At 66.0% G+C, this 18,645-nt stretch carries 15 protein-coding genes; 9 read left to right on the top strand and 6 right to left on the bottom strand.

The window, feature by feature from the left end:
* Nucleotides 1-52: 52 nt before the first annotated feature.
* Entirely contained in the window at nt 53-610 is a 558-nt protein-coding gene (locus tag AB4Y63_RS06035) for a hypothetical protein (RefSeq protein ID WP_441790147.1), read from the top strand.
* Between the two features lie 20 nt (nt 611-630).
* Here AB4Y63_RS06035 and AB4Y63_RS06030 read toward each other — a convergent pair whose 3' ends face one another.
* Complete coding sequence (locus tag AB4Y63_RS06030; RefSeq protein ID WP_441790146.1) at nt 631-1,236, bottom strand: TetR/AcrR family transcriptional regulator; 606 nt, start codon at nt 1,234-1,236, stop codon at nt 631-633.
* A gap of 149 nt (nt 1,237-1,385) precedes the next feature.
* Here AB4Y63_RS06030 and AB4Y63_RS06025 point away from each other — a divergent pair, with 149 nt between their 5' ends.
* Nucleotides 1,386-2,405 (top strand): phosphotransferase enzyme family protein, encoded by a 1,020-nt coding sequence (locus AB4Y63_RS06025; protein WP_441790145.1) that lies wholly within the window; start codon nt 1,386-1,388, stop codon nt 2,403-2,405.
* Nucleotides 2,406-2,472: 67 nt separating this feature from the next.
* A complete protein-coding gene (locus AB4Y63_RS06020; protein WP_441790144.1) occupies nt 2,473-3,750 on the top strand; it encodes an aspartate aminotransferase family protein in 1,278 nt (425 codons plus the stop codon).
* A 38-nt stretch (nt 3,751-3,788) separates the two neighbouring features.
* On the opposite strand, the gene AB4Y63_RS06015 is transcribed toward AB4Y63_RS06020, so the two are convergent.
* The 3 genes from AB4Y63_RS06015 to AB4Y63_RS06005 all read right to left on the bottom strand — a co-directional run bounded on the left by AB4Y63_RS06015 (nt 3,789) and on the right by AB4Y63_RS06005 (nt 8,544).
* Nucleotides 3,789-5,201, bottom strand: a complete 1,413-nt coding sequence (locus AB4Y63_RS06015) for an amidase (RefSeq protein WP_441790143.1) — start codon at nt 5,199-5,201, stop codon at nt 3,789-3,791.
* A gap of 235 nt (nt 5,202-5,436) precedes the next feature.
* On the bottom strand, nt 5,437-6,846 hold the full coding sequence (locus tag AB4Y63_RS06010; protein ID WP_441790142.1) for an aldehyde dehydrogenase family protein: 1,410 nt from the start codon (nt 6,844-6,846) through the stop codon (nt 5,437-5,439).
* 210 nt (nt 6,847-7,056) lie between these two features.
* On the bottom strand, nt 7,057-8,544 hold the full coding sequence (locus AB4Y63_RS06005) for an APC family permease (RefSeq protein ID WP_441790141.1): 1,488 nt from the start codon (nt 8,542-8,544) through the stop codon (nt 7,057-7,059).
* A 198-nt stretch (nt 8,545-8,742) separates the two neighbouring features.
* Here AB4Y63_RS06005 and AB4Y63_RS06000 point away from each other — a divergent pair, with 198 nt between their 5' ends.
* Nucleotides 8,743-9,555, top strand: a complete 813-nt coding sequence (locus AB4Y63_RS06000; protein ID WP_441790140.1) for an SDR family NAD(P)-dependent oxidoreductase — start codon at nt 8,743-8,745, stop codon at nt 9,553-9,555.
* 20 nt (nt 9,556-9,575) lie between these two features.
* On the opposite strand, the gene AB4Y63_RS05995 is transcribed toward AB4Y63_RS06000, so the two are convergent.
* Nucleotides 9,576-10,571 (bottom strand): helix-turn-helix domain-containing protein, encoded by a 996-nt coding sequence (locus tag AB4Y63_RS05995; RefSeq protein ID WP_441790139.1) that lies wholly within the window; start codon nt 10,569-10,571, stop codon nt 9,576-9,578.
* Between the two features lie 244 nt (nt 10,572-10,815).
* Between AB4Y63_RS05995 and AB4Y63_RS05990 the strand changes: the two genes are divergently transcribed.
* Entirely contained in the window at nt 10,816-12,222 is a 1,407-nt protein-coding gene (locus tag AB4Y63_RS05990; protein WP_441790138.1) for an MFS transporter, read from the top strand.
* Between the two features lie 82 nt (nt 12,223-12,304).
* Here AB4Y63_RS05990 and AB4Y63_RS05985 read toward each other — a convergent pair whose 3' ends face one another.
* Entirely contained in the window at nt 12,305-13,225 is a 921-nt protein-coding gene (locus tag AB4Y63_RS05985; protein WP_441790137.1) for a LysR substrate-binding domain-containing protein, read from the bottom strand.
* Between the two features lie 269 nt (nt 13,226-13,494).
* Between AB4Y63_RS05985 and AB4Y63_RS05980 the strand changes: the two genes are divergently transcribed.
* The 4 genes from AB4Y63_RS05980 (at nt 13,495) to AB4Y63_RS05965 (ending at nt 18,236) form a co-directional block, all read left to right on the top strand.
* Nucleotides 13,495-14,970 carry an NAD-dependent succinate-semialdehyde dehydrogenase gene (locus AB4Y63_RS05980; RefSeq protein WP_441790136.1) on the top strand — a complete coding sequence of 492 codons (1,476 nt, stop codon included), beginning with the start codon at nt 13,495-13,497 and terminating at the stop codon, nt 14,968-14,970.
* A gap of 315 nt (nt 14,971-15,285) precedes the next feature.
* A complete protein-coding gene (locus AB4Y63_RS05975; protein ID WP_441790135.1) occupies nt 15,286-16,083 on the top strand; it encodes a TrmH family RNA methyltransferase in 798 nt (265 codons plus the stop codon).
* A 186-nt stretch (nt 16,084-16,269) separates the two neighbouring features.
* Entirely contained in the window at nt 16,270-17,466 is a 1,197-nt protein-coding gene (locus tag AB4Y63_RS05970) for a thiolase family protein (RefSeq protein ID WP_441790134.1), read from the top strand.
* Between the two features lie 2 nt (nt 17,467-17,468).
* The gene (locus tag AB4Y63_RS05965; RefSeq protein ID WP_441790133.1) at nt 17,469-18,236 is read left to right on the top strand and encodes a 3-hydroxyacyl-CoA dehydrogenase; all 768 of its coding nucleotides are present in this window, start codon (nt 17,469-17,471) and stop codon (nt 18,234-18,236) included.
* The last annotated feature ends 409 nt before the right edge of the window (nt 18,237-18,645 follow it).

Genomic DNA, 18,645 nt, shown 5'->3' with positions numbered 1-18,645 from the left:
CCTACGGTTGTAGGGTAACTTAGGTCAACTCCACAAAACAAGGAAGTTCTGCATGGAAGTTGCGCTACACGTGTGCATGCTGATCTCGGCACTCGCCTGCACGGCCTGCGGGGTGCTCGGGCCTCACCGGGCCTCTGTGTCCAGCTGGCTGGGGCAGGCGATCATGGTTGCGGCCATGCTCGACATGTCGGTGCCCGGCGACTGGTTGCCACCTCTCGTCTGGTCGGCGCTGCTGATTGCGGCTGGCATGTATGGGGCGGCGCGGCGGCGCTGGTCGGTTCCGAACCCTGGCTCGGTCTGCGCGTCGCTGGATCTGCACCGCGCGCTGACGTTCGTGGTGGCTGGGGGGCTGATCCTGGTTCTCGCCGGTCCCGCCGGTCCCGTCGGTTTCGTCGGTGCGGGGCGCTCGCCGGGTGGGCATGCTCATGCTGGAGCGCACGGCGTCGGCGGGGCGACCGGATGGCTGCTGGTCGGCGTCCTCGGCCTCCTCGTGCATGCCGCGTGGCTCGTTGTCCGCCACGCGCGGCGCACGCGTCGCCGGCGGTCAAGCGCTCTTGAAGCGGCGAGTCTCGGCGTGATGCTCGCCGCGATGGCCGCGTCGGTGCTGTAGCCGTGCTGTGGTCGGAGTTGTTAGTGCGAAGCGGTGAGGCCGACGAGAAGTCGGTCGAAGCTGTCAAGAAAAGCGCTCGCGCGGGCCGGATTGCGGGACGTTTCGATCCCTGCGTCGCGCAGGCTCCCGGTGAGAAGTGTCGCGGTCGACTCGACGTCGATGCTCGCATCGATCGCACCGGCCGAGACGGCATCGCGGAGCTGCTCACAGAATGCGTCGAAGAACCCCTGGGAGCCGATGCCGCGTTCGGCACGGAAGCCGACCAGATGGGGTCCGGAAATGTTGTAGAAGGAGCCGAGCCGGGGGTCGGTCGAGAACTCGAGCATCGCCGCCGCGTACGCGAGAATCTTCGCGTTCCAGGTCTCCGCCGACGAGGCGCCCTGACGAGCTTGTGCGAGAAGAGCGCTGCCGACCGCGTTGTACGTGTCGCGCAGCAGGTCGTCCCGGCCTGCCGGGTAGTGGGCGTAGAGCGTTGCCCGCGACATCCCGCTCTCGGCAGTGATCCGATCAATGGTGGCGGCGGCGAGGTCACCGGTCGAGACCAGGTTCACGGTCGCTGCGATGAGATCCTCGCGCACGCGTTGCTGTCGGCGCTTGCGCAGTGGTGTCCGCGCAGCAGTCGTCATGAGTTCCCCTTTTCTTCTCGGTCGGTTAATGCAATCCTATTTCCAGACTTCCATTCTGTAAACAAGAACGTGAGTATGGTTTTTTGGGCTCCGGTTGAGCGTCACAGGTGACGCCGGTTCAGGGCGGCTCACGACGAAAGGATCACCGCATGGTGTTTGACCAGATCGCAGCACGGGAGACCGCGCGAGCCGCTCTGTCCCACTTCGGAATCGATGACGAGGCAGAGATCACCTTCGTCAAGTACCGCGAAAATCATGTCTTCCGGGTCGCTCCCGCCGACGGCGCCGCGGTGGCTCTCCGATTGCACCGACCGGACTATCGCAGCGACCGGGAGATCGAGAACGAGCTCGAATACATCTGCGCGCTGAAGGAGCGGGGGCTGCCGGTCGTCGAGATCGTTCCGGCGACATCCGGTGCCCTCTGGAGCCGGGTCGACTGCAACGGCCACTCACGGCGGGTGTCGGTGCAACGCTGGCTTGAGGATGCCGCGCCCGTCGGCGACGTGGCGGCGGCGTTCGACGGCCTCGACCAGACCGATGCCGCGACCTTCGCCCAGATCGGTCGGCTGCTCGGCACCGTGCACAACGATTCCGAGGCACTCGGTCGCCCGGCCGGGTTCGAACGGGCGCCGTGGGATCTGGACGGTCTCACCGGGAACCAGCCCCTCTGGGGTGACCCGACACAACTCCGCACGTTGAACGATGCCGAACGCGCGATCCTCCGGTCGGCGGTCGCCCGGGTGCGCGCCGAACTGGCGACGCTCAGCGTCGATGCGCACCACTACGGCGTGATTCACGCCGACCTGACGCCCGAGAACATCCTGCGCGACGCCGACGGTCTGGTCATCATCGACTTCGACGACTTCGGTGAGGGCTGGTACCTCTTCGACCTGGCCACGATCCTCTTCTTCTACACGCACCACCCGCGCTTCGAGGAGTACCGCAGTGCACTTCTCGACGGCTACAACGCGGTCCGCGAGTTGACCGCCGCGGAGCTCGCGGCCTGGGACGCGATGTTGCTCGCCCGCGCATTCACCTACCTCGGCTGGGCCTCGGACCGGCCAGGCGATGAGGCAGCCGACCACATTGAAACGGATGTCGCCCCCTGGGTCGTGCACTGCGCATCCGTCTATCTGGCCGGCGAACCACTGCCTTGGGGCCGGCCCTGACTCGGCCGGCGCCCTCACCCTCACTTTTCGCTCTCACCGCCGGCGACGGCAGCAAAGGACCAACCCGATGACACACGATCTCCTGCAACGCCGGATCGCGACCCTGGGCCCGCACTCGCCCCTCTTCTATAACGAGCCCATCGAATTGGTTTCCGCCGAGGGGGTGTGGATGACCGACGTCGCGGGCAAGCGCTACCTGGACACCTATAACAACGTGCCGCACGTCGGGCACTGCCATCCCCGGGTGATCGAGGCCATGCGCGCGCAGGCGTCGACGCTCAACATCCACACCCGCTATCTCAACGACCGGGTCGTCGACTACGCCGAGGCGTTGCTGGAGAACTTCGAGCCGAGCCTCGACCGCGTGTTCTTCACCAACAGCGGGTCCGAGTCGAATGAACTCGCATTCCGTGTCGCCACCCAGCACACCGGCAACACCGGCGTGCTGGTCTCCGACTTCAGCTACCACGGCAACACGGCCTATCTCGCTGGTTTGACCACGGGGCTGACGGCGCACGAAGGGCTGGGCGAGCACGTGCGCACGATTCATATTCCCGACACCCTCAGCAGTGCGCTCGGTGACGAAGAACTTCTCGCCACGAGCCTGGCCGAGGTTGACGCGGCGATCAGCTCACTTGTCGCCGCCGGGCACGGCGTCGCCGCGGTGCTCGTCGACTCCCTGTTCTCGACCGAAGGGCTCTGCCACACACCCGACGGCTACCTCGCCGGGGTCGCCGAGCGGGTGCGGGCGGCGGGCGGACTCGTCATCGCAGACGAAGTGCAGTCGGGTTTCGGGCGCACCGGTTCACACTTCTGGGGCTACCAGCGTCTCGGGATCGTGCCCGACCTGGTCACCCTCGGCAAGCCGATGGGCAACGGTCATCCGCTCGGCGGCGTCGTGACGACCGAGGCGCTTCTCGATGAGTTCGGGCGTCGCAACATGTACTTCAACACCTTTGCCGGTACTCCGGTCTCGGCGGCGGTGGGGCTTGCCGTGCTCGACGTGATGCGTGACGAAGATCTGATGAACCGGTCCGCCCAGCTGGGTGCCCTCATCAACCAGCGACTGACCGAGATCACGAGCCACTATGACCGGATCGGTCCGGTGCGCGGTGCCGGCCTCTTCTTCGGCTTCGAGCTCTACAGCGATGCCGGCCAGAGTCAGCCGGATGCGGCGCTCACCCGGGCGATCGTCGAAGACATGCGTGAGCGCGGCGTGCTGATGAGCAAGATCGGTCCGAACGATTCGGTGTTGAAGATTCGCCCACCGCTCGCTTTTCAGAGTGAGCACGCCGAGCTGCTCCTGCGGGAGATGGAGGGAAGCCTGGCCGGGCTCCTGGGCTGAGGGAAGCGGCCAGTCGAGCCGCCTCGTTCAGCAGAGGGTCAGGCTAGCTCGGGTGCACGCTCGAAGAAGCGAGTGCGTTGTTCGAAGGCATGACCGACCTGGAGCAGCAGGAGGTCGGCGCCGTGCGGAGCCACCAGTTGCAGGCCCACCGGAAGGCCCGACGGGGTGAACCCGGCTGGTATGGCCAAGGCCGGGACGTCGGCGGCGGAGATGACGCTGGCCGAGCGCATCCAATCGAGGTACGTGTCGAACTTCTGGCCGTCGATGCTCCCGGGATAGCGCCACTCGCCCGGGAAGGGCAGGCACTGCGACCCCGGGGTGAGCAACAGGTCGAATCGGCTGAAGTATTCGCGGATCCGGCCCTCGAGCCGGGTGCGGGCCAGGGCCAGCTCACGGATGTCTGCCCCGGTCTGTCGGGTGCCGAGGCCCACGTTCCAGAGCATCTCAGGTTTCACTCGCGCAGGGTCGCCCCGCACCAGATCACCCCAACCGAGTTCGAAGTCGAAGGCTCTGGTCTGGTTGAACACGAAGTCGGCGTCGGAGAGATCGGGCGCCGCCTCTTCGATGTGCAGACCGAGCTGCTCGAATTCGCCGAGGGCGGCCAGGAAGACCGAGACCACCTCCGGTTCGACGGGCAGGCCGAGTCCGAAGTCGACGGTCCAGCCGATGCGCAATCCCCGAAGGTCGCGCTCCAGCGGGGCGGCAAACGACGCCTGATCCTCAGCGAGAGACAGGGGGCTCCGGGCATCCGGGCCCGACACGACCGACATCGCCAGGGCAACATCGGCCACTTCGCGGGCCATCAGGCCGGCGCGTGCGAGCCAGGCCCACGAGTTCGGAGTGACGATCGGGATGCGCCCGCGCGACGGCCGCAGACCGACAACATTGCAGAACGCAGCGGGAATGCGCACCGACCCGCCCATGTCGGATCCGTCGCCGAGCGGCTGGATTCCTGCGGCGAGTGCTGCGGCGACTCCGCCGCTGGAGCCCCCGGCGCTCCGCGAGAGGTCGTAAGGGTTGTGCGTCGGGCCGAAGAGGTCGTTGAAGGTGTGCGCGCCGGCGGCGAACTCCGGAACGTTGCTCTTGCCCGTGCTGACCACCCCCGCTGCGCGCAGCCGTTCGATCACGACATCATTGGTCGCGGGTACCGAGCCGGCGAGCAGCGGTGAGCCCCAGGTGGTCGGCATTCCAGCGACGTCGTTGGTGTCTTTGTGAGTCAGGGGCAATCCGTGCAGTGGCGGGAGCACGGCCCCCGACGCCTGCCGCTCATCGGCGGCGGTGGCCTCGGCGAAGGCCCGGTCCCGGTCTTCGTAGATGATCGCGTTGATGGCCGGGTTGACTCGGTCGATGCGGTCCCAGTGCGAGTGCAACGCTTCGCGGGCCGACAGCGCGCCGGTCGCGATCATCCCGGTGAGCGCGCGAGCCGAGAGCCGAGTGAGGTCGTCGCTCATCTCCACAGACCCTTCATTGCGCGCTGTGATGCGGGCACTACTGTGTGACCGGAATTCACAGTGAACTATACGCACAGTTCGGCTCGCGACGCAGCGTCCGATTGTGCACGAGTTCAGGGAATGTGCGTCAACGTGAGTGGCTGGGTGAGCGCGGCCCGGCGGCGAGCCACGACAGGGTGATCGCCGCCCCGCAAGCCGGCGGGGCGGCGATCGTCACATGCAGCCGGTGACAGATCTAGCCGCTGATCACCTGCGGCACACCGAGCGCCTTGAGGCCTTCGACACCGAACTCAAGGCCGTAGCCGGACTGCTTCGCCCCGCCGAACGGAACCATGGGGTGGATGGTGCCGTGCGAGTTGATCCACACGGTTCCGGTCTCCAGGCGGGCCGCGATCTCGCGTGCCTTGTCGAGGTCTGACGACCAGACCGAACCGCCGAGACCGACATCGAGGCTGTTCGCCAGCGCGATGGCTTCGTCGATGTCGCTGTAGCGGATGATCGGCAGCGCCGGGCCGAACTGCTCCTCGACGACCAGGGCGTTGTCGTGGTCGATGTCGGCGATCAGCGTGGTGGGGTAGAAGTATCCGGGCTGCTCGGCCACGGGGTTGCCTCCGATGAGAACGCGAGCGCCAGACTCCTTCGCGCTCTCGACCAGGCGGTGCACGATGTCGTACTGGGCCTTGTTCTGCAGCGGGCCGAGCACATTGTTCTCATCCAGGCCGACGCCCATCGGAATGGCGGCGGCGAGAGCGGTGAGAGCCTCGCAGACCTCGTCATAGATGTCGTCGTGCACGTAGAGGCGCTTCAATGCGGCACAGGTCTGGCCGGTGTTGATGAACGCGCCCCAGAAGAGTCCCTCGGCGATGGCCGCCGGGTCGGCGTCGGGCAGCACGATGCCGGCGTCATTGCCGCCGAGCTCAAGAGTGAGGCGCTTCACGGTGTCAGCGGAGCTGCGGATGATTGCCTTGCCTGTGGCGGTCGAACCGGTGAACATGACCTTGCCGATGGCCGGGTGGCTCGACAGGCCGGCGCCGATTTCGCGGTCGCCCGACACGACGGTGACGAGGCCTTCCGGCAGTACCTGGTTCATCACCGCGACGAGAGCGAGCACGCTCAGCGGCGTGTATTCCGACGGCTTGACGACAACGGCGTTGCCCATCCGCAGTGCCGGGGCGATCTGCCAGATGGCGATCATCATCGGCCAGTTCCACGGTCCGATCGCGCCGACGACACCGATCGGGCGATAGTGCAGCGACGCCTGGGCGGGGCCGTCGTCCAGAACGACTTCGGTTTCCAGCACCGTCGCGGCCGCAGTGCGCAGCCAGGCTGATGCCCCACCGACCTCGAAGCGGGCGTTCGGGCCGTTCAGCGGCTTGCCCTGCTCACGGGAGAGCAACTCGGCCAGCGGCTCGGCGGCGGCGTCGATCGCATCCGCGACCCGCTGCATCGTCTCACTGCGAGCGGCGTGCCCGAGTGCGGCCCAGGCCGGCTGAGCGGCGACGGCCGCGGCGACAACACGGTTGAGGTCCTCGACGGAGTGCACGGGGGCCGAACCAACGACCGCGCCGGTGGCCGGATCGAGAATGTCGCGGGTGGGTCCCGACGACGGAGTGATCGTCGCCAGAAGGCTGTCGTAGGTCTGCATTGGTCCTCCACTGTGAGTCTGAACGGTGAGTCAAACACCTCTTCCACCGTATGCACTGGGGCGCATCGGTCGCTTGTCCCAGGGCGCGCGATGGTTGCCCGGTGGCGCACCATCGCTGTAGGCCGCAGCGCACGCCGAAAACGCGAGGAGAGGAGACCACCCCGTCCGGGTGGTCTCCTCTCCTCGCGTGTTTTCGCTGGAGCAGCGGTTCTAGCGCACCGCTGAGTTCGAGGCGTCGCTGTTGGCGACGGCGGCGGCTTCAGACTGTTCCAGGTCGGTCTCCAGGTTCGCGTAGACGGCTGGCCGGTACTTCTTCAGCCAGGCGGCGGTCGCCAGTCCGGCGATGAGCACGAGGGGCAGAAGCCAGGGCAGCATCCCGATGATCGGGTTGTCCGAGCCCGCCATGTCCGGAAAGTTCAGGATGGCGAGGCCGACGATCACGAGCAGGCCGAGTCCGCCGAGCCCGGGAGCGATGAAGGTCTTCCAGATCCGCGAGTCCCGGGTGCGGCGGAAGTAGACGACGATCGACAGGGCGGCGAGCAGCTGCAGCACGAGGATGCCCAGGGTTCCGAAGCCGGTCATGCTCGCGGTGAGTGCCGCAATGGGGTCGAGCCCGGCAGCCCAATAAATGGCGGCGACGAGCGTTCCGAAGGCGAGCTGCACGATCGCGGCGTTCTGCGGCGAACCGGTCGAGGCCCGGGTCTGGCCGAGCGCCCGCGGCAAGACTCCGACGCGGCCCAGCGCATACAGGTACCGCGTGGCCGAGTTGTGGAGTGCGAGGAGTGCCGCAAACAGGCTGATCAGCAGAAGTACCATCATCACCTTGGTGAGGGTGTCGCCGAGGTAGTCCTGAGAGATGGTGAAGACCAGGTCGCCGGTGGAGAGGTGCTCAAGCGCGACATCCTGTGCCTGTGCGACGCCGATCGCGCTCACGATCGACCAGGTGGTGAATGCGGCGAACAGGCCGATGAAGGTGATGGCGATGTAGGTTGCGCGCGGGATGGTGCGGTTGGGGTCTTTCGCCTCCTCACTGAAGAGTGCCGTGGCCTCGAAGCCGATGAACGCGTTGGCGGCAAACAGCATGGCCAGGCCGAGCGACCCCGACAGGATGATCGACGGGTTGAAGACCTCGAAGCTGAGGCCGTGGCGGAACAAGACGGTGAAGTCCATCACCAGCAGGATCGAGATCTCCAGGACCAGGCACACGCCGAGGATCTTGGCGCTGAAGCCGATGCCCTTGCGGCTGAGCACGAAGACGAGAACGACCGAGATCAGGCTCCAGATCATCCAGTGCATGTCAATGCCGAAGACATCCTTCGCCACCATCGCCGTGAAGAAACCGCTGGTGCCGATGGCGCCGGCGACGAAGCAGTTGTAGCCGAGCATGGCGACGAAGCCCGCGACGAGGCCCATCGGGCGCCCCAGGCCCTTCACCACGAAGGCGTAGAAGCCGCCGGCGTTGACCAGGATCTTCGACATCTGCGCGTAGCCGACGGCGAAGAGCAGCAGCACGGCCATGACGAGCAGGAACGCGCCGACCATGCCGCCACCGTTGCCGACGGCGATGCCGATGGCGGCGATGACAATCATCCCGGTCAGGGGAGCGACGGCGGCCAGCACCAAAAAGACGATGCCGGGCACTCCGAGCACGTTCCTGGCGAGGCGGGTATTGCCTTCCGATCGCGACACTTCACTCATTCTGTTGTCCTTCTGCTCATTCAGGCGGATGCCAGGGCTGGCCGATGCGGGTATCTAGAATTCTCGGGCGCAGCCGCAGCTGGCTTTTGTCGGCAAGTGAGAGGCAGTTGACTTTGCGTGCAGAGCTTGTCGGTGAGTCGGTCTCAGGCGGCAGTATGGGGGAGAACGCGATTGATTGACCGACGGGAAAGAGAAGACATGGGCTACACCGGAGCGACCGTCGAGGGCAAGGTCGTTGTGATCACGGGCGGTGGAACCGGGATCGGCGCCGCAATTGCCGAGCGATTCGCGTCGGAGGGCGCTCGGGTCGTGATCGTCGGCCGGCGCCGTGCCCCGCTCGACGAGGTGGCCGCCCGCACCGGCGCCCTGGCGATCGTCGCCGATGCCAGCGACGGGGCACAAGCCACCGCCGCCGCCCGCCAGATCGTCGACACCTTCGGCTCCATCGACATCCTTGTCGCCAATGCCGGCGGCCACGGACTCGCGTCGGTCACCGACACCGACGATGCGGCGTGGGCGGCAAGCCTCCAGGCGAACCTGACGAGCGCCTTCGTGATCGCTCGGGCGGCACTTCCCGCGCTGATCGAGTCGCGCGGGGCGATCGTCGTGGTCTCCTCCCTGGCCGGTTTGTTCGCCGGGCCGGATGTCGCCGGGTACACGGTCGGCAAGCACGCGCTCATCGGACTGACCCGGTCGATGGCGCGCGACTACGGCAAGCGCGGAGTGCGGGTCAACGCGCTCTGCCCGGGATGGGTGCGCACGCCGATGGCCGACGAAGAAATGGATGCCCTCGGTCAGGCGGCAGGGCTGACCGGTCGTGAGGACGGCTACGCCCTCGTGACCAGGGATGTGCCGTTGGGGCGCGAGGCTCAGCCGTCCGAGATGGCCTCGATCGTGCGTTTTCTCGCTTCCGACGAGGCCTCGTACATGACCGGATCGGTCATCGTCGCCGACGGCGGCGCGCATGTGGTGGATCTGCCGACCCTGGCGTTCGAGCACGCGGGAATGTAGCGGCTGGACGGGGAGGCCGACTAGGAGGCTGGGCTGAATGCGCGGCTGCGCACCTCACTCGGCGGGAGGCCGTGTGCGGCTTTGAACACGCGGCTGAAGTGCGCGGCATCCACGAATCCCCAGCGGGCAGCGATGGCGGCAACCGGGCGGTCGGCGAGTGCGGGATTCAGCAGGTCGCGGTGGCACTGCTGCAAGCGCCGGCTGCGGATGAGTGATGAGACGGTGCATCCGTTCTCGTGAAAGAGTCCGTGCAGGTGGCGGGTTGAGATGAAGTGCGCGGCGGCGATCTGGGCGGGGTCGAGATCGACAGAGGCCAGGTTGTCGTCGATGTAGGTGCGAATGCGCTGCATGAGGGCCTGGTGCGGGGTGGTCGGCCCACGATCGATCGCGAGTTCTCGCGAGAACATCGTGGAGACGAGGTCCAGTGCGCTCTGTGAGAGCTGGGCGCCGGTGCTCCCGTTCAGCTGATCGAAGTTCTCGACGAGCTGGGCCAGGAAGGGAACGATGATGGCGCCGATCCCGTCCGAGCCGGACATCCGCACCGCGGTGAGCTGTCCGACGGCGTCGGCGGGAAGGTTGACCAGATGTTTCGGAAACATGATCACCATCGAGCGATACGCCTCGTCGAACACCAGTGAATACGGCCGGTGCGTGTCGTACACGGCGAGATCCCCCGGGCGCAGGACCGCTTCGCGGTTGTCCTGAATCAGAAGCCCGGTCCCTTTCAATTGCAGGCTGATCTTGAACGAGTCGCCGACACCGCCTCGGGCGATGAGCTCCGGTGTTCTCTCCACCGAATGGCGGGCAGCGCTGACCTCCGAGATGTGCACATCGCCGACGCTGACCGAGCGCAGCACCCCGCGAAACGAAGCGGTCTCCGAAGCCGAGGCGGTGACCTTCAGTGGCACGAAGGATTCGGAAACCGCGGTGCGGAACTCGTTGAAGGTGAGGGGTTTCGGGTTCGACGCCCGATTGTCGGTGGCACGGGGAGTGGGGGCGGCTAGGGAACGCTGCACGGGAACACCTCGAAAGCTCTCAGGATCGCTACTGCGGTGTATACGATCTGTGACAGGGATCCTAGCAGCGAACCCTGGAGTGACGCGTCTCTCAGCCGTTGGCTCCGTCATCGACCCGCCGCTTCCGCACCGAACCCGGGGATACACCTGGGCAAAATGCCGTTGACGGCCGTCTGGGTGCGCCGCGTACTCTGATCAGCATTGCCGACTCATGTTTGAGTCGATGCCGACGAAGGAGTCAAGGATGTCAACAGTTGTACTCGAGCGCCCGAGGGTAAGGATGAGCCCCGAACTGCGCAGAGTGGCATTCGCCACCGTCATCGGCACGACAATCGAGTGGTACGACTTCTTTCTCTATGCGAGCGCCGCCGGGCTCGTCTTCGCGCAGCTCTTTTTTCAGCCGGCCGGACCGCAAGCCGCGATCCTGCTCTCCTTCGCCTCCGTCGGAGTGAGTTTTCTCTTCCGGCCCCTCGGCGCTTTTCTTGCCGGCCACTTCGGTGACCGGCTCGGCCGCCGAGTCGTGCTGGCCGTCACTCTGATCATGATGGGTTCCTCGACGGTGCTGATCGGCCTGTTGCCGACCTACGCCCAGATCGGCATCGCCGCCCCGGTGCTGCTGATGCTGCTGCGCATTCTGCAGGGAATCTCAACCGGTGGCGAGTGGGGTGGCGCCGTGCTGATGGCCGTCGAGCATGCGCCCGACGGACGGCGGGGTCGTTTTGGCGCGTTCCCCCAGATCGGCGTCCCGATCGGCTTGCTTCTCGCATCCGGCATGCTGGCCCTGATGACCGGCGTGATCTCACCCGGTGAGGCCTTCCTCGAGTGGGGTTGGCGCGTTCCGTTCCTGCTCAGCTTTGTGCTGATCGTCGTCGGCTTCATCGTGCGCCGCAGCGTTGATGAGAGCCCGGTCTTCACCGAGATTGCCAAGCGCAAGCAGCAAAGCAAGATGCCGGTTGCGACGCTGTTTCGCAAGCACTGGTTGTTGGTGATTCTGGCCGCTCTCACCTTCGCGGGTAACAACGCCGCCGGCTACATGACAACGGGCGGGTACATCCAGAACTACGCGACAAACCCCGACGGGCTGGTGGGGATGGAACGCACCCCGGTGCTGCTCGCCGTCACCGGTTCGGCCGTTGTCTGGCTCGCCATGACCTGGATCGCCGGTGGCGTGTCAGACCGTATCGGGCGACGCAACACCTACATCATCGGCTGGTGCGTGCAGCTGACGACGGTGTTCCTGCTCTTCCCCCTCGTGAACACCGGGAACGTCTGGCTCCTGTTCCTCGGACTTTCGCTCTTCACAATCGGGAATGGTTTCACTTACGGTCAGCAGGCCGCGTTCTTTGCTGAATTGTTCCCGGCTTCGATCCGTTTCTCCGGCGTCTCGATCACGTATGCACTCGGGGCGATCCTCGGTGGCGCCTTTGCGCCGTTGATCGCGACCTGGCTCGTGCAGCAGTCCGGAACTGCGTTCTCCGTTGCGGTCTACATCGCAGTACTGACGGTCATCGCTTTCGCCGCGACGCTCGTGTTGCGTGATCGCACGGGCATCCCGCTGGGGCCGGACCACGAAGCAGAGCAGTCTGTCGGGCAGATCTACGGAATGAAGCATTCGGCCGATGCCGTGACCGCAGGCAGCGCGGGTTACTAGGGCGCCCGACAACAGTCGCGCCCGACAACAGCACGCCCCCTCTCCGTTTCGACGGGAGGGGGCGTGCATGGTTGTTAATCGCCTAGACGGCTGTCGCCGCCGGATTCGGCCAGTCGAGGCCGAGAACACAGTCAATGATCGCCTTCGCCCGCACGGTGAGAACGCTGCTCTCCGGCCAGACCACGTAGACGCCAACCGGTGCAGGAGCCGGGCTGATCTCTTTCATCACGAGGGGCAAACCTTCGTAGCTGAAGTCGTTAGCCGGGCGTTGCACGAGCACGCTCCAACCGAGTCCCCGTGCCACGAGGGAACGCACCATCTCGTAGCTCGACGTGCGATGCCCGATCAGGGGATGGAATCCGGCGGCCTGAAACACGCCCAGCGTGTGTTCTTGGCTGGGTTGAGCGTCAAGCAGTACGAATGGCTCGTCGGCCAGCTGCTCCAGTCTCACGCTCGGTTCGGCGGCGAGTGGGTGGTCGGCTGGCAGCAGAATGTGCATTCTCACCTGATGGAGTAGCACCCGGTTCAGACGCCCCGCCAATTGCATGTCGTATACCGCTGCGAGGTCGATTTGCCCATCATCGAGACCGCGCAGCAGAGCGTCCTGCGTTGCCTCGACGAGATTCAGCGTGATATCCGGATGCTGTCTGCCGATTTCATCGAGGATCCGCGGCACAATCGTCGGTGCCAGAGAGAGGTAGCAGCCGAGCGTGACAGGGCCGCGCAGTGCGTGGTCGGGGAGGTCGGACACATGCCGGATCTCGTCGGCTGCGCGGAGCACGAGACGCGCCTGGTCGAGCACGGCCAGGCCGTTCGGAGTGAGGGTGACCCCGTGGGCTTTGCGGCGGATGAACAAGGCGGCGCCCACGCTTGATTCAAGGTCGGTGAGCGCGGCGGCGAGCGCCGACGCCGACACATGGAGGCGTAGCGCGGCATCCGAAATGCTGCCGGCCTCCGCAATCCCGACGAAGTAGGTCAGCTGCCGCAGAGTGAAGTCAGCCATTCAGTCGAGCTCGCTCGTCGAATCCGTCGCGTCTCTCATCAACCCATGTGGCGGCATTGCTGAACTCCGTGCAGTGATGGTGTGAAGCCGGTACCTGGCTGTTTCAATAGTAGAACATAGAATTCGAATACCGAACGAGTCCGGCGCATCCGTTGCCCGCCCGCGCACGCGGATTGCGCGCCTGCGCGAGATCTGGCCGCTCGACATTTGCAACTCAGACGCGGTAGTTATGCTCGAACCGAATCATTAATGACGATGAAGGAGTCCCCGTGAATGAGTCACGCGAAATCGAACTGTTGGCCCGCGTTCCCGACAAATTGTTCATCGGGGGCCAGTGGGTCGAAGGCCGCTCCGGCCGCTCAATCGCAGTGACCGACCCGGCCACCGGCAAGACCATCAAGACCATCGCCGACGCCGGCGTCGAAGACGGCGCCGCCGCTCTCGACGCCGCCGTTGCCGCACAGGACAGCTGGGCGGCGACCCCGCCCCGGGTGCGCGGCGAGATCCTGCGTCGTGCGTTCGACCTGATGCAGGAACGCAAACAGGACTTCGCCCTGCTGATGACACTCGAGATGGGCAAGCCGCTCGCCGAGGCGCTCGGCGAGGTCGCCTACGGCGGCGAATTCCTGCGCTGGTTCAGCGAAGAAGCGGTGCGTATTACGGGTCGCTACGGCTCGAACCCCGAGGGCACCGGCCGCATGATCGTCACCCAGGTTCCGGTCGGCCCCTGCTTCCTGATCACCCCGTGGAACTTCCCGCTCGCGATGGCGACCCGCAAGATCGCCCCCGCGCTCGCCGCCGGCTGCACCGTTGTCATCAAGCCGGCCTCGCTCACCCCGCTGACCACGCTCCTGTTCGTCGCGCTGCTCGAAGAAGCGGGCCTGCCCGCCGGCGTCGTCAACGTGATCACCACGTCGACCTCCGGTGCGGTCTCCGATCCGATCATCGCCGACCGTCGCCTCCGCAAACTCAGCTTCACGGGCTCGACCCCGGTTGGCCAGGCGCTCATCCGCCAGTCGGCCCAGAGCGTGCTGCGCACCTCGATGGAACTCGGCGGCAACGCGCCGTTCGTGGTCTTCGAAGACGCCGACCTCGACAAGGCCGTCGACGGGGCCATCGCGGCGAAGTTCCGCAACATCGGCCAGGCGTGCACGGCGGCCAACCGGTTCATCGTGCACGAGTCGATCGCCGACGAGTTCGCCCGCCGGGTCACCGAGCGAGTCAACGGCTTCGCGATCGGTCGCGGCACCGAAGAGGGCGTCGTCATCGGCCCGCTGATCAACGACAAGGCAGTCGCCAAAGCTGACGAGCTGGTTCAGGATGCCGTGGGCCGCGGGGCCACGCTGCTCACCGGCGGTTCGGCGATTGCCGGCGAGGGTACCTTCTACCAGCCGACCGTGATCAGCGGCGTGATCGCGGGCAGCAGCATCCTGCGTGAAGAGATCTTTGGACCGGTGCTTGCGATCGCCTCGTTCACCGACGAGGAGGACGCCCTGCGCCTCGCGAACGACACCGAATACGGCCTCGTCAGCTACGTCTACACCAAGGATCTCGCCCGCGGCCAGCGCATGATCGAACGCCTGCAGACCGGAATGATGGGCCTGAACATGGGCGTCATCTCCAACGCGGCGGCCCCGTTCGGCGGGGTCAAGCAGTCGGGTCTGGGCCGGGAGGGTGGCCTCGAGGGAATCCATGAGTACCTCTCGACGAAGTACACGCTGACGCCGGATCCGTTCGCGGTCTAGCGAAGCAGTCCCACCAGTCTCACCAGTCTCACCAGTCACGCGCTCTTCTCGCGCGTGCGCTCACATCGTCGCCTCGACCCACCGGCAGGCGACGGTTCGGGCGCACGCGCGTGTTGAATCTGCAGCGTGCATCTCGCCTTCTTCTCGCCACTGTCGCTTCTCATCCATCTCTCTCCGTCACGCGCTCTTTTCGCGCGTGCGCTCGTATCGTCGCCTTGATCCACCGGCAGGCGACGATTCGAGCGCACGCGTGGGCGTGGGTCTCGCACTCGCGACGAACCGGGCCGGCCTCGAGGCGCTCGATAAGATCGACGGATGCCCGTCATCGAGATTTCCGACCTCAGCGATCCGCGATTGTCGGACTACTCGCACCTGACGGATGTCGCTCTCAAGAAGGCGAGCAGCACCGAGCACGGTCTTTACCTCGCCGAGTCGGCGCTCGTGCTCGAGCGGGCGTTGCGTGCCGGGCACCGGCCGCGTTCCGTTCTCGCCCTGGGCGGTACCGTCGACGAGGCGATCGCTCTCGTCGGCGACGACGTGCCCATTTTCTCGGGGCCGGGGGAGCTCCTCGCCGAGCTGACCGGGTACATCCTGCACCGCGGCCTGATCGCCTCGATGCACCGGCCGGCGCTGCCCGACCTTGACGAATTGCTCGACGGCGCCCGCCGCATTGTGATCCTCGAGAACGTGGCCGACCCGACCAATGTCGGCGCCATCTTCCGTTCGGCCGGCGCGATCGGCGCCGACGCGATCCTCGTCACACCGCGCTGCTCCGACCCGTTCTACCGGCGGGCCATTCGCGTCTCAATGGGCACGGTGCTGCAAGTGCCGTGGACCCGCACCGGAGACTGGGCGTCAACCCGTGAGGTGTTGACCCGGCACGGGTTTCACGTCGCCGCGCTTGCGTTGACCCCGGATGCGGTGAGCCTGCGCGATTTTCAGGCCACCGGCTACGAGAAACTCGCGTTGGTGCTCGGTGCCGAGGGCCCGGGCCTGACCGACGACGCCCTCGCCGCCTCGGACACCGTGGTGCAGATTCCGATGATGCACGGAATCGACTCGCTCAACGTGGCGGCGGCCAGCGCCGTGGCGATGTGGGCGCTGTCGGCCTAATCATCCGTGTTCTCGGTGGCTAACTCAGGAAATCCGGTTGCGCGGCCCAACTCCATCGCACTAGTCCGAGGCCTCCGGAGGTGCGCAGTCCCGGATTACCTGAATTAGCCACACTCACTTCGGCAGACTTTTCAACTTCGCAGGCGCGCAAGCAAACAAACAGCACCACCCTCTACGCTGGACCCCATGAGCAACGATGCCGTCATTGTCGATGTTGTCCGCACGCCGTCAGGCCGGGGAAAACCGGGCGGTGCGCTCTCCAGCGTGCACCCGGCCGACCTCCTCGCCGGCGTGCTCGGCGAACTGGTCGCCCGCAATGACCTCGATCCGGCCCTCGTCGATGACGTGATCGGCGGATGCGTCAGCCAGGTCGGCGAGCAGAGCTACAACGTCACGCGCACCGCATTGCTCAGCGCCGGCTTCCCCGATTCGGTGCCGGGAACCACCATCGACCGGCAGTGCGGCTCCAGCCAGCAGGCGGCGGCCTTCGCCGCGCAGGGCGTGATCGCCGGAGCCTACGACGTGGTCATCGCCTGTGGCGTCGAATCGATGAGCCGCGTGCCGCTCGGCTCCTCCGTTGGAGTCGGCGAGTACCGCCAAGACCCGTTCGGCTCGCTCATGCACGAGCGCTACCCGAAGGGACTGGTCAACCAGGGCGTCTCCGCCGAGCTCATCAACCAGAAGTGGGGCCTCGACCGCGACGAGCTCGACGCCTTCGCCGCCCGCTCCCACCAGCTCGCCGCAGCGGCAGCGGCCCGCGGCGACTTCGGCCGCGAACTTCTCAGCATCACCACCCCCGACGGCACGATCGTGAGCGCCGACGAGACGATCCGGGCCGGGACCACCGTCGAATCCCTCGCCGGACTCAAGCCCGCGTTCTACAGCGAGAAACTCGCCCAGCGCTTCCCCGACCTCGACTGGCAGATCACGCCAGGCAACTCGTCGCCGCTCACCGACGGAGCCTCCGCCACCCTGATCATGAGCGCCGCGCGCGCCGAACAGCTCGGCCTCACCCCGCGCGCCCGCTTCCACAGCTTCGCGGTCACCGGAAGCGACCCGCTGCTCATGTTGACGGGTGTGATCCCGGCGACCCGGCGCATCCTCGACCGCGCGGGCCTCAGCATCGACGACCTCGACGCCTACGAGGTCAATGAGGCGTTCGCCTGCGTGCCGTTGGTGTGGCAGCGCGAACTCGGCGCCGACCTGGCCAAACTCAATCCCCGCGGCGGGGCGATCGCCCTCGGGCACGCACTCGGCTCCTCGGGCACCCGCCTGCTCGGCACCCTGCTGAACGAACTCGAAGCCACCGGCGGCCGCTACGGCTTGCAAACCATGTGCGAGGGCGGCGGCATGGCCAACGCGACAATCATCGAAAGGCTCTGACCATGTTGATTCACGGATGCGCTGCACTCGTCACCGGCGGGGCCTCGGGTCTCGGCCTGGCCACGGCCACTGCCCTGCACGACGCCGGGGCATCGGTCGTCTTGTTCGACCTTCCCGGGGCGCCGGGCGAGCAGATCGTCGAGGCGCTCGGCGGGCGAGCACGCTTTGTCGCCGGGGATGTCACCAAAGCCGCCGAGGTGCAGGCGGCAGTGGATGCGGCAACCGCGATCGGTCCGTTGCGAATCGTCGTCAATTGCGCCGGCATCGCGACCGGTGCACGCACCGTCGGCCGGGAGGGCCCGATTCCGCTTGAGGAATTCGAGCGGGTCATCCGGGTCAATCTCGTGGGAACCTTCAACGTCATCAGACTCGCCGCCGCGGCAATGCAAGCCACAGAACCGACCGGGGAAACCCCGGAGCGCGGGGTCGTCGTCAACACGGCGTCCGTCGCGGCATTCGATGGGCAGATCGGGCAGGCCGCCTACTCTGCGTCGAAGGGCGGCGTCGCCGCTATGACCTTGCCACTGGCGCGGGAGTTCGCGCAGACGCTGATCCGTGTGATGACGATCGCGCCCGGAACCTTCGACACCCCGATGCTGAAAGGGCTGCCGCAGGAGGTGCGTGATTCACTGGCGGCGCAGGTTCCGCATCCGTCGCGTCTCGGCGACCCCTCTGAGTACGCGGCGCTCGTCTGCCACATCGTCGAGAACTCGATGCTGAACGGTGAGACGATTCGTCTTGATGGGGCGATCCGGATGCAGCCGCGCTAACCGTTTACGCAAGCGCGAATTTCGAGAGGCGTCTCGAACTCCGAGCGCGTCGTCAGGCCGGCTCGAGCATCCAGAAACCCCTGACATCTGTATGTGCTCGAGCCACGCCCGACGCTACGAATCATGCGCACTAAAAAGTGTACGTGACGTTTCACATATGCGCGAATGGGGGAAAAGCGGGGGATGTGTGCGGAGCGCGGGCGCCCAATCTCCATGAGCAATCGTCACATCACTCAATGGTAGGCGCCGTCGGACCGTCCGGCTAGCTGTACTGCCCAGGGACGTTGGTTGACTCGGTGTGACGACTCGCTGTAGTCATTGACGAAAGGGTGAGGGTCTCCGGTTCACAGTGGTGTTGCTTAGACATTCACTAAAACCAGGAGACCCTCATGTCCCACGCTAATGCTGC

Origin of the sequence: Leifsonia sp. YAF41, from assembly GCF_052113185.1 — a bacterium.
Taxonomy (GTDB): Bacteria; Actinomycetota; Actinomycetes; order Actinomycetales; family Microbacteriaceae; genus Cryobacterium.
The sequence above is the reverse complement of the archived record's forward strand: the minus strand, read 5'-3'. Positions and strand labels throughout refer to the sequence as shown.

Excerpts from the sequence above, each read along its gene's own strand:
- AB4Y63_RS06010 (WP_441790142.1), bottom strand. The coding sequence starts at position 6,846 with ATGCAGACCTACGACAGCCTTCTGGCGACGATCACTCCGTCGTCGGGA.
- AB4Y63_RS06000 (WP_441790140.1), top strand. The coding sequence starts at position 8,743 with ATGGGCTACACCGGAGCGACCGTCGAGGGCAAGGTCGTTGTGATCACG.
- AB4Y63_RS06035 (WP_441790147.1), top strand. The coding sequence starts at position 53 with ATGGAAGTTGCGCTACACGTGTGCATGCTGATCTCGGCACTCGCCTGC.
- AB4Y63_RS06030 (WP_441790146.1), bottom strand. The coding sequence starts at position 1,236 with ATGACGACTGCTGCGCGGACACCACTGCGCAAGCGCCGACAGCAACGC.
- AB4Y63_RS05985 (WP_441790137.1), bottom strand. The coding sequence starts at position 13,225 with ATGGCTGACTTCACTCTGCGGCAGCTGACCTACTTCGTCGGGATTGCG.
- AB4Y63_RS06005 (WP_441790141.1), bottom strand. The coding sequence starts at position 8,544 with ATGAGTGAAGTGTCGCGATCGGAAGGCAATACCCGCCTCGCCAGGAAC.
- AB4Y63_RS06020 (WP_441790144.1), top strand. The coding sequence starts at position 2,473 with ATGACACACGATCTCCTGCAACGCCGGATCGCGACCCTGGGCCCGCAC.
- AB4Y63_RS05990 (WP_441790138.1), top strand. The coding sequence starts at position 10,816 with ATGTCAACAGTTGTACTCGAGCGCCCGAGGGTAAGGATGAGCCCCGAA.
- AB4Y63_RS05970 (WP_441790134.1), top strand. The coding sequence starts at position 16,270 with ATGAGCAACGATGCCGTCATTGTCGATGTTGTCCGCACGCCGTCAGGC.
- AB4Y63_RS05965 (WP_441790133.1), top strand. The coding sequence starts at position 17,469 with ATGTTGATTCACGGATGCGCTGCACTCGTCACCGGCGGGGCCTCGGGT.
- AB4Y63_RS05975 (WP_441790135.1), top strand. The coding sequence starts at position 15,286 with ATGCCCGTCATCGAGATTTCCGACCTCAGCGATCCGCGATTGTCGGAC.
- AB4Y63_RS06015 (WP_441790143.1), bottom strand. The coding sequence starts at position 5,201 with ATGAGCGACGACCTCACTCGGCTCTCGGCTCGCGCGCTCACCGGGATG.
- AB4Y63_RS06025 (WP_441790145.1), top strand. The coding sequence starts at position 1,386 with ATGGTGTTTGACCAGATCGCAGCACGGGAGACCGCGCGAGCCGCTCTG.